Source organism: Arthrobacter sp. Bz4, from assembly GCF_003075455.1.
GTDB lineage: Bacteria > Actinomycetota > Actinomycetes > Actinomycetales > Micrococcaceae > Arthrobacter_D.
Genome location: NZ_QDAE01000004.1, coordinates 174,964 through 188,182, shown reverse-complemented (window position 1 = coordinate 188,182; position 13,219 = coordinate 174,964). Strand labels below are relative to the sequence as shown.

Annotated in this window: 11 protein-coding genes; 6 read left to right on the top strand and 5 right to left on the bottom strand. The window is 64.3% G+C overall.

The window, feature by feature from the left end:
- Positions 1 to 4 precede the first annotated feature (4 nt).
- Complete coding sequence (locus tag DDA93_RS05320; RefSeq protein ID WP_272942561.1) at positions 5 to 856, bottom strand: class II fructose-bisphosphate aldolase; 852 nt, start codon at positions 854 to 856, stop codon at positions 5 to 7.
- A gap of 180 nt (positions 857 to 1,036) precedes the next feature.
- Between DDA93_RS05320 and DDA93_RS05315 the strand changes: the two genes are divergently transcribed.
- On the top strand, positions 1,037 to 1,474 hold the full coding sequence (locus DDA93_RS05315) for a heme-binding protein (protein WP_019481905.1): 438 nt from the start codon (positions 1,037 to 1,039) through the stop codon (positions 1,472 to 1,474).
- Between the two features lie 275 nt (positions 1,475 to 1,749).
- Here DDA93_RS05315 and DDA93_RS05310 read toward each other — a convergent pair whose 3' ends face one another.
- From DDA93_RS05310 to DDA93_RS17070, 3 genes are read right to left on the bottom strand one after another with little or no spacing between them, the layout of a single operon-like run.
- Complete coding sequence (locus DDA93_RS05310; protein ID WP_051317710.1) at positions 1,750 to 2,790, bottom strand: threonine/serine dehydratase; 1,041 nt, start codon at positions 2,788 to 2,790, stop codon at positions 1,750 to 1,752.
- 37 nt (positions 2,791 to 2,827) lie between these two features.
- A complete protein-coding gene (locus DDA93_RS05305; RefSeq protein ID WP_347693143.1) occupies positions 2,828 to 3,721 on the bottom strand; it encodes a DUF1524 domain-containing protein in 894 nt (297 codons plus the stop codon).
- Positions 3,631 to 4,197, bottom strand: coding sequence for a hypothetical protein (locus DDA93_RS17070; RefSeq protein WP_347693142.1), 567 nt, complete (start codon positions 4,195 to 4,197; stop codon positions 3,631 to 3,633). Before DDA93_RS17070 ends, DDA93_RS05305 begins: the two co-directional genes overlap by 91 nt.
- 171 nt (positions 4,198 to 4,368) lie before the next feature.
- On the opposite strand from DDA93_RS17070, the gene DDA93_RS05300 reads away from it, so the two are divergent.
- Positions 4,369 to 5,508 carry a hypothetical protein gene (locus DDA93_RS05300; RefSeq protein WP_162148067.1) on the top strand — a complete coding sequence of 380 codons (1,140 nt, stop codon included), beginning with the start codon at positions 4,369 to 4,371 and terminating at the stop codon, positions 5,506 to 5,508.
- 222 nt (positions 5,509 to 5,730) lie between these two features.
- Positions 5,731 to 7,578: a glycosyl hydrolase family 28-related protein gene (locus tag DDA93_RS05295; RefSeq protein ID WP_024477285.1), complete on the top strand. Its 1,848-nt coding sequence runs from the start codon at positions 5,731 to 5,733 to the stop codon at positions 7,576 to 7,578.
- 31 nt (positions 7,579 to 7,609) lie between these two features.
- Here the strand turns inward: DDA93_RS05295 and DDA93_RS05290 are convergent, their stop codons facing one another.
- Positions 7,610 to 8,605 (bottom strand): LacI family DNA-binding transcriptional regulator, encoded by a 996-nt coding sequence (locus DDA93_RS05290; protein ID WP_116778217.1) that lies wholly within the window; start codon positions 8,603 to 8,605, stop codon positions 7,610 to 7,612.
- A gap of 114 nt (positions 8,606 to 8,719) precedes the next feature.
- Between DDA93_RS05290 and DDA93_RS05285 the strand changes: the two genes are divergently transcribed.
- The 3 genes from DDA93_RS05285 to DDA93_RS05275 all read left to right on the top strand — a co-directional run bounded on the left by DDA93_RS05285 (position 8,720) and on the right by DDA93_RS05275 (position 13,202).
- Positions 8,720 to 10,006 carry a class I SAM-dependent methyltransferase gene (locus DDA93_RS05285; protein ID WP_116778216.1) on the top strand — a complete coding sequence of 429 codons (1,287 nt, stop codon included), beginning with the start codon at positions 8,720 to 8,722 and terminating at the stop codon, positions 10,004 to 10,006.
- Positions 10,007 to 10,061: 55 nt separating this feature from the next.
- On the top strand, positions 10,062 to 11,306 hold the full coding sequence (locus tag DDA93_RS05280) for an amidohydrolase family protein (RefSeq protein WP_116778215.1): 1,245 nt from the start codon (positions 10,062 to 10,064) through the stop codon (positions 11,304 to 11,306).
- A gap of 222 nt (positions 11,307 to 11,528) precedes the next feature.
- On the top strand, positions 11,529 to 13,202 hold the full coding sequence (locus DDA93_RS05275) for an HNH endonuclease signature motif containing protein (RefSeq protein ID WP_116778214.1): 1,674 nt from the start codon (positions 11,529 to 11,531) through the stop codon (positions 13,200 to 13,202).
- Positions 13,203 to 13,219: the final 17 nt, after the last annotated feature.

The window sequence follows — 13,219 nt, the reverse complement described above, 5'->3', positions numbered from 1 at the left end:
CTGGTTACCTGCCCTTCCCAGCACTGCCGAACTGTTCGGCCAGCTCCTTGACCATGTCGATCACGTCTCCACGGGTGTGCTTGAAGAGCGACGGCGGGTCCCATTTGTTGTTCTGTTCGGCCTGCTTCAGGAAGGTCAGGCTGGACTGCATGAACGTTTCTTTCAATGCCGTGGAGATGTTCACTTTGGCGCAACCCCGGGCGATCAGGTCCTGGAACTGTTCAGGGCTCAGCCCACTTCCGCCGTGCAGGGCAATGGGAATGGAGCGTGCCTGAACAATCTCGGTCACCCGGTTGACGTCCAAAACGGGGGCGGCCTTGTACGTACCGTGGGCGTTGCCGATGGACGGTGCGAAAACATCGATCCCGGTGGCGTCGATAAAGGTTAACGCTGTCTCGAGACTTTGCTGCTTCGACACCTCATCAGAGCCGTGGTCGTCCTCAACGCCGGTGATGGCCTCGATTTCGCCTTCCACCTGGGCGCCGTAACTTCGGGCCTCCCGGACCACTTCGATGGTCTGGCGTTGGTTTTCCTCGACCGGAAGCTCTGATGCGTCAAACAGCACTGAGTTCCAGCCGGCCTTCAGGCACTCGGTCACCACCTCGCGGTCCGGGCAGTGGTCGAGGTGAAGGGTCACCGGCACCTCGATCCCGCGGGTCAGCGACTCCCACATCTCAAACAAGACCCGGGAGCCGATGCTCCGCACGGTCTTCACCGATGTCTGCAGGATCACCGGAGAGTTGCATTCCACAGCTCCCGCGAGCACAGCCTCCATAGTCAAATCATTGAATACGTTTATTGCCGGCACCCCGTAGCGCGCCGAAAATGCCGGATCAACAATATCTTTCAAGGGCACAACACCCACGTCAAACCTCCTTGGTAGGTGGATTACACGGTAGGCGAGAACTCCTGGGCCTGGATATGAGGGAACACCCTCCCCCACATGGGGGTAATCACTACTTGGCAAGCCGACAGATGCCAGCAACGCTGTCCTCAGCACAGAGTTGTGCTGAAAATGTCGAGGAAGAGGAAGCTCATGGCAACTGGAACCGTGTTGGAGACTGTCACCCTGGAAGAGGCCCGCCGCGTGATCGACGCCGCAGCCGAGAAGGCCACAGAGATTGGCCAGCCCATGGATATCGCAGTGGTCGATGCTGGCGGCAACCTGAAGTCGCACGTCCGAATGGACGGCGCGAATATCGGCAGCATCACCATCGCGATCAATAAGGCCTACACCGCAATCGCCTTCCAGTGCGAAACCGGAGTCCTCCAGGACATGACCAGGCACGATGGGCCCATCTTCGGTCTCAGCGACGCCCACGGTGGCCGGCTCGTGGTGTTCCCGGGTGGCATTCCACTCGTGCGGGATGGAAGCATCGTGGGTGCGATCGGCGTGTCCACGGGATCGATTGACCAGGATCAGCAGGTGGCCGAAGCTGGCGCCGCCGCGTTCTCTGCGGTGCCGGTGTTCTGACTCCAGGTGTTCTGACGCCCAATGTTCTGACTCCAGGTGTTCTGACTGCCGGCCGCCTCGCCAGGAGCACCCAGACAAAAGGGCATCCGGGCGAAGGGGTCTCCGGGTAAAGACGCACCCGGGCAAGGACGCACTCGGGGAAGGTCCCGAAGGGGTAGCCCGAATTAGAACGTGCATGCATCGCATCCAGTGCATGCACTTGGCTGATCAGAGAATGCATGCATCGCATGCAGTGCATGCACTTTTTCTGCACACACCCCTCCCACACCGTCGAGTCAGCGCTGCCGCCTTGGGGGCATCCCGAACGGTGACCAGTTGGCCAGCACCCGCGCCATCAGGGCTGGATCGACGGATCCACCCGACACGACCGCCGCGACCGTTGCACCGCGCGGCGCCAGGTCGTGCATCCAGGCTGCGGTGGCGACGGCGCCGGACGGTTCGGCGACGAGGCGTCCCTCCACCGCGATGTGACGCACCGCCGCAAGAATTTGTTCCTCGGAGACGGTCACGACGTCGTCGACGTAGCGCCGGATGTGTTCCCAGGGGTGGACGCCGACGGCTGGCGTCCGGAGCCCGTCCGCGACCGTGCGGTAGGTGAGCTTGGTGTCCCAGGTGATGCGGCGCTGCTCGCGCAGGCTTTCGGCAGCGTCGGCCGCGAGTTCGGGTTCGACGCCGATCACCTGCACCTCGGGGCGCAGCGACTTGATGGCAGTCGCGATTCCGGAAATGAGCCCGCCACCCGAGATGGGAACAAGGACGACGTCGAGGTCGGGCAGTTGCTCGATGAGCTCCAGGCCGACCGTGCCCTGACCGGCGATGATACGGACGTCGTCGTAGGGCGGTACCTCAACGTAGCCGTGTTCGGCAGCGAGTTCCACGGTGCGGCTGTCCCGTTCAGATGCTGGCACGAGCACCACTTCGGCGCCGAGCGCGCGAACGGCTGCCACCTTGGTGGGCGGGGCGGCGTCGGGCATGACGATGACGGCGTGCAGGTCGAGCCGTTTGGCCAGCCAGGCGACGGCGCGGGCGTGGTTGCCTGAGGACTGGGCGATGATGCCGCGTTCTCGGGACTCATCGAGTACCTGGGAGATGGTGTTGTAGGCGCCGCGGAGTTTGAAGGCGCCGGTCGGCTGCAGGGACTCGGCTTTCAGGTGCAGGATGTCGGACGGGCGGTCCGGATGAGGCAGCGCGATGATCGGGGTCCGGAGCACCAGGTCCTGGATTCGGTCGGCGGCGGCTCGGATGTCGTCGAGAGTAACCAGCTGGGTTTCGGTGCCCGAGGTTGGCTTGTCTGTTGTGGCATAGGCGTTATCCATAGCTGGATCTTACGCGGTGGTGTCGGAGCGGCAACCGCTATTCGCAGCCCACCCCGTCGCCGTCTCGGTCCAGATGGGTGCCGTAGCCCGGCTGCCCCCGGTATACCGGCGCGGCTCCCGCATTCCGGGCGGCCGTGCAGTTTTCGTAGTAGGCCGCAGGGGCTGGGACGGGAACCGGTTCAGGCACGGGTGCGGGTGCTGGGGCAGGTGCGGGCGCTGGTGCTGGGGCAGGGGCAGGCGCGGGTGCGGGTGCTGGGGCGGATGCTGGCGCTGGTGCTGGTTCCGGCGTGGCGACGGGCGCGGCCTGGCTGGTGGGTGCCATCGTGTCGGAGCAGTCAGCGAGAACTCGGGCCATGGCGTCGCGCTCGGCCTGGGTGACCCAGAGCGTATAGGTGGCTTTCACCGAAATCTGCCGGGCCACATACTCACAGCGGAACGATTGGTTGGGCGGCAGCCAGGTAGCGGCGTCGCCCGCTCCCTTTTGAGCGTTGGTGGGACCGTCTGTCGCCTGGAGGTTCAGCGGATCGTTGGCGAAGGCAAGCCGCTGGCCGGCGCTGAGCTGCTGGGCGCCCTTCTGCCAGGCATCGGACAGTGCCACCACGTGGTCGATCTGGACGTCGATGCTAGTGGACTGCCCCCGGAGGAAGTCAATGGTGGTGCCGGTATAGGGGTCGTCGAGGATACCCGATTGGACCTTACACGGCACCGAATTGGCGTGAACGATCGCTGTCAGGTCCCTGTTGAGCATGTCGTTGCGGGTGTCGCAGCCGTTGCGGTCGACGTCGGCCCAGGCTTGACCGAACTGGTCGCGGTCGTAACCGGTTTTTGGCGCCCGACCCTTCACAGCCAGGGTATCCAACAGATCGAGGGCACGAGTGCTGTACTCGGGCTGGCCTTCGGGTGCGCTCGGGTCGCCGTCCGCGGCAACCACGTCGGCACTGTCGAGCGGTGCAACATCCTGGCTGGGCGTCGGGGCCGGGGTGAGAGTCGGGGTGCAGTCTCCCGGGGAGTGGCGGATGGGGTTGGAGACGCGGTGACGTCGTCGACCGGGGCCGAGGTGGTCTCTTCGGCGACCGCGGCGGGTGTGGTTTCGATCGGCGGTGCCAGGACCGCTCCGACCATGAAGGCGACCAGCGCCGCCGCCATGGTGATGGCACCCATCTTGCGGCCGGCGATGCCAGCCCATGACGGCCGATTGGTGACCACTACATAGAGACCCGTGAAGAACGCCACCAGACCTGCCATGATCACTGCGCCGCTGAGGCCGCTGCTCAGGAATCCAAGCACCAGGAGGAAGAGGCAGGCACCCGCCGCCACCGCCGTCGAAATCTTGATCTTCGACTTGTCCGTCGGCGGAGTGGATGGGGGCGGCGTGTTTGAGGCAGGCGGCAGCGACGGATAGTTCAAGTAGGTCCCCCAGATTTGTGAATGTCAGCGAAGTCTACCGGTGCCGTACTTGCGGTGACGGCGCCGAACCCGTGATGATGACATAGCGCATCAGCGCGAATGTTCGCCGGCGGTGGGGCGCCGACGGACACCCAGCGTCTGGATCCCGCGCCGCAGGAAGATCATCAGTTGTTGCATTTCCCGTCAACCAATACCGCCGCACACCGGCCTGCGCCAGCCGACGTCGCCCGATTGGGTGAGCTGTTGGACGACTCCGTGTGGGCGTTCAGCAATTGCCGGGTGGACACTCCAGGAAAACCAGTGGCAGAGGTCGATTGGCTGTTTTACAACACTACTCGTGGGGTATTCACCGTCTCGGAGTGGAAAGGCTTCACGTCCCGGGTTGCCGCTGTTACCGACACGGGTAAACCGTGGATCCTCCTGGACGGGACCGAAGCAGCCAACCCGATAGAACAGGTTTCAAAGCAACTCGATGCGGTGCGCGCGGTCCTTCGGAGTTCGGTGCGGCCGCGTTTCTTTCCCTTGGTCGGTACGTTGGACCTCAACCCCCAGCAGTGCGTCTACGCTCCGCAGGTGGGACCGGGTGTAACCTACGAGCGGCTCCGGTACGGTCGAGTGCACGGCACTCTGGATCAGCTTGCAGCTTCATTGGTGGAATCCCGAAAGGTACGGGTTCCCCTGCTTGTGGCCGATCCAGCGATCCTCGTGGAACTGGCAGATACCCTGGCGGACGTATTCCGTTGCACGGTGTCCAGGGCTGTCCGTCGAAAACTGACACTTCAACCGCCCAGGCACACACCGAATTCCACCCAACGAATCGTCGATATCCACCTCCAGCTCGCAGACCTTCACGGTGAATTGGCCCGGCTGATGGTGGAACAGTCTGCGTCGCACGAGGCAGCGCCTTCCCCCGTCGCTGAGACTCCTGTGCCAGTCGAGGTACCTGCCTCAAGGAAGGCGACCGCACCACAACAAGCGGCCAAAGCACCGAAAGTTTCCGAGTTCCAGGTCATGAAGACCCACCTGGACAGGCATCTGAGGAGCGTCGGCAATGAACCCCACGCAGTAGTTCACGGTCTGACACGGGCATGGGCCGCTGCCCTGAAGGACCCGAAAATGGAGCGCAGCGGAGCCGTCAGCCACGCCCTGTTCGGTTCGGTGGCGACCGAGCGGGTCAAGCACATCGGTCCCCTCAAGAAACTGCTGGGTGCCAGCGTTTCCGTCTGGTGTCTTGAGCAAGCCCGTGCCGCAGGCCTAAGAGCCGAGCCTGATCCCAAGCGTTCTTCCCATCTTCTACTGTCCCGGACCTGAACCCACGCGGTTAAGCCTCTGCGGCGCAAACCAAGCTTTGGTCGACCCCGTCATTTCCTTGACTGTAGAGACCGCGTCCGGTTGAATCACTGTACAGACTAGTGACACGAGTCACCAACCCTGTCTGACACCCTCAACGGAGAGAACGGTCAACACATGTCTCCTACGCCTCCCTTTCAAAGTCGAGCCCACCGGCCTTCTGCCACCGGGCGATCACGTCCCATGATCCCCACCCTCCTGGCTGCCGGTCTGACTGCTGCGCTCCTGGTGGCTCCAGGTCCTGCCGCAGTTGCCTCCCCCGCCGACGTGCAGGATAAAAAGTCCAAACATCTGCCCGCCGTGCCGGATCTCGGTCCGAACGTGACGGTTTTCTCGCCCACAATGCCCGTCGAAGACATCCAAGCCACGGTTGATGCTGTCAACGCCCGCCAGATCGACGACGAAATGGGCACCAACCGCCAGTCCCTGCTTTTTCTGCCCGGCACCTATGGCACCGACGAGAAACCACTGCAGTTCAAGGTGGGCTACTACACCGAGGTTGCCGGCCTCGGTCAGTCACCGACCGATGTCACCATCAACGGCAAGATCGAGGTATATAACCGCTGTCTTGAGGACAACGGCACCAGCAACTGCATCGCCCTCAACAACTTCTGGCGCACCCTCTCTAACCTGACCCTCCAGGTGAACGGTGCAGGCCAGGACGGGTGCCGTGCAACCGCCAACTTCTGGGCCGTCTCCCAGGCCGTCTCGCTGCGCCGCGTCAACGTCACCGGCGGAACGCTTTCCCTGATGGACTACTGCACTGCCGGGCCGCAATTTGCCAGCGGTGGATACATGGCTGACTCCAAGGCCAACGACATCATCAATGGTTCCCAGCAGCAGTGGTTCACGCGCAACAGCGAAATCGGCTCCTGGTCCAACGGTGTGTGGAATGCCGTGTTTGCCGGTGTCGACGGCGCCCCGGCGGACAGCACCTTCCCCACTCCTCCGTACACCACCCTCGAAACAACCCCGGTCAGCCGCGAGAAGCCTTACCTTTTCGTTGACGACGACGGCGCCTATAACGTGCGGGTACCCTCCGCACAGATCGACTCCAGCGGGATTTCCTGGAAGGACGGAATCACCCCGGGCACCACCATCAAACTGTCCGATTTCTTCGTCGCGGACCCCTCGGACTCTGTCCAGACCATCAACAGCCAGCTCGCACGCGGCAAGCACCTCCTGCTAACCCCCGGGGTGTACGGCATCGACAACACTATTGCGATCAAACGGGCCAACACGGTCGTCCTGGGCATGGGTCATGCAACCCTGACCGCGAAAAACGGGGCGATGCCAATGCGCGTCGCCGACGTGCCCGGCGTCGTGCTGGCCGGTGTGACGATCGACGGTGGAGAGGTCAACTCACCCCTCCTGCTGCAGATCGGCACGAAGAACGGAAACAACAGCAGTAAGAAGAACGACCCGCTGAATCCCACCACCCTGAGTGATGTGTACTTCCGGATCGGCGGACCAAACGTCGGAAAGGCGGACCTCAGCCTTGAGGTCAACAGCGACAATGTCCTCATCGATCACATCTGGGCGTGGCGTGCAGATCACGGTATCGAGGGTACCTTCGGATGGGATGTCAGCACGGGCCGTAACGGTGTGATCATCAACGGTGACAACGTGACCGCCACGGGACTCTTCGTGGAGCATTACCAGGAGTACAACGTCATCTGGAACGGTGAAAACGGCCGGACGGTTTTCTTCCAGAATGAGCTTCCCTATGATCCTCCCAATCAGGAGGCCTGGCAGCACGACGGCGTCCTCGGGTGGGCCGGGTACAAGGTGGCCGACGACGTCACGAAGCACACCCTCTGGGGCGGCGGCTCCTACATTTTCACCAACGTGGATCCGACCATCCACGCAACCCGGGGCTTCGAAGTTCCGGACACAGCCGGTGTGCAGCTGAACCACATCCTCACCGTGAATCTCGGAGCGGGAACCATTGACCACGTCGTCAACAACACCGGGGCCCCGGTCAGCAACGACAACACGGGTATCCCCAGTTACGTGGTGCAGTACCAGTAGGTCCTGGACGGCGACGCCCGGCTCAGACGAGTCACGCTGAGCCGCGAACCACCAGCACCATCCCGTCACCGGGGAAGGTTGGAGCCTCGTCCTCCGCCTGGTCACCCAGACCGGCGAGGACGAGGCCAGCCAGGTACCGTGCCTGTAGTTCGATGGATTGGGAGATGGTGGTGAGCGGCGGGTCGGCGAGACGGGCAGCCGGCGCGTCGTCAACCCCAACGACTGCCACCTGCGCGGGGCATGCGAGTCCGTGCAGCCGAAGCCCGGCCAGAATGGCGAGCGCGACGTCGTCGTTGTACGCGGCGATACCGGTCACCGGGTCCGGCCCCTCTCGCCAGGTACGCAGCGCTGCAGCGGCCGAGGCTGCCTCAAGGTCTACCGACAGCACTTCCGGCTCGGGCAGGCCGTGGTCCGCGCATTCACGACGGACGCCCTCCAACCGATCCGCTGCGAAATGCTCAACCCGGGAATCGGTGGGCCACGCATAGGCGATCCGGTGTTTCCCGGAGGCAATGAGCTGCTGAGCCTGCAACTGTCCGATCCGTAGCTGGCTTTCGGAGGGTCGAGACGGCACCGGTCCCACCGCCTCCCCCTGGGTCCCCAACACCTGAATGCCGGCCTGGCGCATGGCCCGGAGATCGTCGTCGTCGAACGGTGCGAAACCAATCACCGCGCGCGGCGTGACGGCACGCCACAGATCCTGCAGCGGACGGTGTCCGCGGGCGTGGTGCACCAGAACTGAAAGGCCCCGCTCGGCAACTTCATCAGCGAGGTGATCCAGGAGTGTTTCGATCACCGGACCGATGGGCCAGTCCGGAAGAATGCACAGCACCAGGTCGCTGCGCCCGGTCTTCAGCGCCCGCGCTGCAGCCGACGGCGCGTAGCCGAGCCGCTTGGAGGTTTCCAGAACCCTCCGCCGCGTCTCTTCGGAGATACTCACGCCCTCGCGCCCCGTCAGTACATAGCTGACCGTGGTGCGCGAGACGCCGCTCTCGCGAGCCACGTCGGCACTGGTAATCCCCGCCATTCCGCTCTCCTCCGGACCGTAGTCCTGTCTTCCGCCATCCTAATGGCTCATTCCTCGCCGAGCCGCTGGCCGAACTGCCCTAGCCCTCCGGGGAAAACCGGAGTAGACATGGCTATGAGCAAATCACGGGGGGCCGCAGCACTATTGGCCGAGGCGCTGGGGATTGTCTTGGGAACAGAACAGATCCCGCTTCGCCTGCGGGCCTGGGACGGCTCGGCGGCCGGCCCGGCAGAGGCGCCGGTGATTGAGTTCCGGTCCCGGCGAGCACTGCGGCGAATGCTTTGGTCTCCCGGCATGTTGGGCCTAAGCCGGGCCTACGTCGCCGGCGATATCGATGCTCCCTGTGACCTTTACACAAGCTTCACCGCCCTGAGCGCCGTCGGTAAATTCGCCGAACTGGAACCCTTCAGCCCCCTGACCCTCCGCGAGCGCGCCAGGTTGCTGCGCATAGCGGTCCGGCTCGGTGCCATTGGCCGCAACCCCGCGCCCCCGCCCGAGGAAATCACGATCGACCGGGTCGGACGGAAACACTCCAAGAAACGCGACGCCGTCGCCATCTCCCATCATTACGACGTCGGCAACGACTTCTACGCGCTCGTCCTCGGCCCGTCCATGGTCTACTCCTGCGCGGTCTGGGACTCCCCCGAGACCGGTCTTGACGCGGCTCAGGAGGCGAAACTCGATCTGGTCTGCCGGAAACTCGGCCTGGAACAGGGGATGCGGGTACTCGATGTCGGCTGCGGTTGGGGCAGTTTCGCGCTGCATGCGGCGGAACGCTACGGGGCCGACGTCGTCGGCGTCACCCTGTCCGCCGAGCAGGCGGAGCGTGCCCGCAAACGGGTGGCCGAGGCCGGGCTCACCGAGCAGGTGGAGATCCGGGTGCAGGACTACCGCGACGTTGACGACGGCCCTTTCGACGCGATCAGTTCCATCGGCATGTCCGAGCATGTGGGGCGCGACCAGATTGCCGGGTATTCGAGCCACCTGTTCGGCCTGCTGCGCCCCGGCGGCCGACTGCTCAATCACGCCATCTCCTGGAATGCCGGTGACACGATGCGCCCGGACCCCGATTCATTCATCCCCAAGTACGTCTTTCCCGACGGCGAGATGCTCAGCCTCACGGTGATGCTCGGCGCCCTGGAGTCAGCGAAGTTCGAGGTGCTCGACGTCGAAGCGTTGCGTCAGCACTACGCGCTCACCCTCCGCGCGTGGGTGCAGAACCTTGAAGATCATTGGGACGAAGCGGTCGGTCTGACAAGCGAGGGTCGGGCCCGGGTGTGGCGCCTCTATATGGCGACCAGCGCACTGGGATTCGAGAACGGGCTGACTGGCGTGAACCAGGTGTTGGTGCAGCGTCCCGGCGGGGCCCAGCCGCCGCTGCGGCGGACGGATTGGCTGTAGGCTGGCCGCTAAACGCCTGCAGCGCCTGGCTGCGGTCAACCCGCGAAAGGCAGCAATGACGCTTGCGACAGTTTTGAAGAACGGCTATGTGTTCGACGGCGAACGCTTCCTTCCCGGCCAAACCGACGTCGTCATCCGCGACGGGATGATCGAAGCTGTGGGCCGCGACGCCGGTTCAGTCGACGCGTATGCGGAGGCCACGGTGGTGGATTGTGCTGGTCGCACGGTCCTTCCCGGCCTGATCGACCTGCACGTTCACGTGATGACCTCCACTCCCGGCTCCATCCAGGCGATGGTCGATCCCTACTCCCTGCAATTCTACGAGTCCGTGCGGAACCTCGAGGCAACCCTCCGCGCAGGTGTCACCACCGTGCGCGACGCCGGTGGCGCTGACCTGGGTGCGAAACAGGCGGTCGAAACCGGGGTCGTCAAGGGTCCACGGCTCCGCATCGCCGTCAGCATCATGTCCCAGACCGGTGGTCACGGCGATCTGTGGCACCCCTCGGGACTCGACTCCCCCGACTTTGGGCCTCATCCCGGCCGTCCCAGCGGCATCGCCGACGGCGTCGAGGAAGTCCGGAAGGTCACTCGCACGCTCCTGCGGGCCGGCGCCGACCAGATCAAGATCTGCTCGACCGGCGGGGTGCTCTCGCCGACCACCGACCCGCGGCACTCCCAGTTCACCCCCGCGGAGATCGCCGTCGTCGTTGAGGAAGCCGGGATGCAGGGCAAATACGTGATGGCCCACGCGCAAGGCACCGCCGGGATCATCAACGCGCTGTGGGCGGGCGTGCGGACCATCGAGCACGGCATCTACCTCACCGACGAGGCAATCCAGCTGTTCCTGGACACCAAGGCTTACCTGGTGCCCACCCTTTCAGCTCCGCTGGCTGTCATCCGCAAGGGCGAATCCGGTACCAGCGGGCTGTCGCAACAGGTCATCGACAAGGCCCAGCAGGTGGCGGAAGACCACCGCCAGTCGGTCGCCCGAGCCATCGCCGCGGGAGTCAGGGTTGGCATGGGCACCGACGCGGGGGTCGGCGCGCACGGCGACAACCTGGAGGAACTCGCTCTGATGGCCGACGCCGGCATGACCCTTGAGCAGGTGTTGGCCGCTTCCACGTCGGTGCCGGGCGAACTCATCACGCCCCTCAACTCCGTCGGCCGGTTGGCAGAGAAGCACCTAGCCGACATCGTCGTGCTTAACGGCCAACTGGAATCGACCGAGCAGCTGGCTGGTCTGCGCTCCATGATCGGGCAGGTCTATCAGGGTGGCGTGCTGCAGTTTCCGACGGTGTGATTGTTAACTGGTTGCGTCGCCGTTGGGTGCTGCCCAAACAGGTCGGGCATCCACCAGCTGATCGGCAAGGAACCGGATGGCGTCGCTGTAGTCGCACGACGGATGGATCCTGTCTAAAGCCCTAGCCGGGCCTCCAGCCTTATTCGAATATTTGTTCGAGAGATTTATCCACATAGGCTTGTGAATCCCTGGATTGTCGGTGTGGTTTGGGACAATAGAGGTATGGACGGCAGCACAGCTCCATCACAGGAACGGAAGGGATTCCCCTCCCGGGTAGCGGCTCCGCGCGGCCCTTCTGGTGCTGTTTCCGGCGGTGCCAGTGGTAATACCGATGCCGCCGGCAACCTCGGAACCAGTGCCCCTGTCGCTGGTTCCCTCACCGGTTCCGGTGGTCAGGGTCATCGTGACGGCGGCATTTCTCGGGCTGATAGTCCCACCGGCCGCCGCGTTTCCCTTGACGCTACTGCGTCTACATCGGCGTCTACCGGTGAACCCCCCTCGGCCACCCGGTCCGGCGGTCGCGGTCGCGGTCGTAGTCGCGGTGAATGGTCCACCCGGGAGCTAGCCGAAGCCCTCAACTCCCTGCAGCCGGCGGCGGACGCGGCGGGGTTGATTGATCAGCTGCGTGAGCTGGAGGACCTGAAATCGGCGATCGCCGGAGTGCAGGCCCAGATCGCGGTGGCTGTCGACGTGGCCGAGCGCCAAGCCCAGGCCGATGCCGGGGTCCCCGCCGCGGAGCGGGGCAACGGGGTGGGGGCGCAGATCGCGTTAGCCCGCCGTGAATCCCCGGTCCGGGGCAGCCGCCTCCTCGGATTAGCCCGCGCCCTGGTCACGGAGATGCCCCACACCCTCGCCGCACTGCATAACGGTGAGCTCAATGAGTGGCGTGCCACCTTGTTGGTGAAGGAAACCGCCTGCCTCTCCAGTTCTGACCGGACGGGCGTCGATGAGGAACTGGCCCCCGACACGGGCAGGTTCACCGGCGACGGGGACAAGGCGATCATCGCGGCGGCGAAGGCCGCTGCGTACCGCAGGGATCCCCGCTCAGTGGTGAACCGGGCCGCCCATGCGGTAACGGAACGGTGCGTGAGTATCCGCCCGGCGCCGGAGACGATGGCCTACCTCACTGCGCTACTCCCCGTAAAAGAGGCCGTCGCGACTTACGCGGCCCTGACCCGTCATGCGGACACGGCCCGGGCTACCGGGGACCCCCGGTCCCGGGGCCAGGTGATGGCCGATACCCTCGTCGAACGTGTCACCGGGGTGCCCGGGGGTATCAGCCGGGTCGAGTTGCAGGTCATCATGACCGACCGGGCGCTCCTACAAGGAGACGGCGAACCAGCCAGGATCCCCGGCTACGGCATCATCCCCTCCCTCTGGGCACGAAACCTCATCCGAACGGGAAAAACGACCAACGGATCAACCGGCCCGAAGAAGCCGGCCGGGTCAACAGATTCGACCGGCCCGGCAACAGCTCCCGCTTTCGATGTGTGGTTGCGTCGGCTCTACACCGCACCGGCTACCGGGGAGCTCGTGGCGATGGACTCCAAAGCACGGCTCTTCACCCGGGCGCAACGCCGGTTCATCACCGCCCGCGACGACACCTGCCGCACCGCCTACTGCGACGCCCCGATCCGCCACTTCGACCACATCATCCCCTGGCATCGCGGCGGACCGACAACGATCACGAACGGGGCAGGACTCTGCGAAGCCTGCAACCACACCAAAGAAACCCCGGGCTGGACAGTCCAGGCAGTTCCGGGACCACGGCACAGGCTCAAAGTCACCACCCCCACCGGCCACACTTACCACTCCACCGCACCACCCCTACCTGGAACAGCGACAATCGAGCGCGCGCAGGACAAAGCCCTAAAGCAGATCAGGTCACGACCCTAATCACCTTGCCACGACAA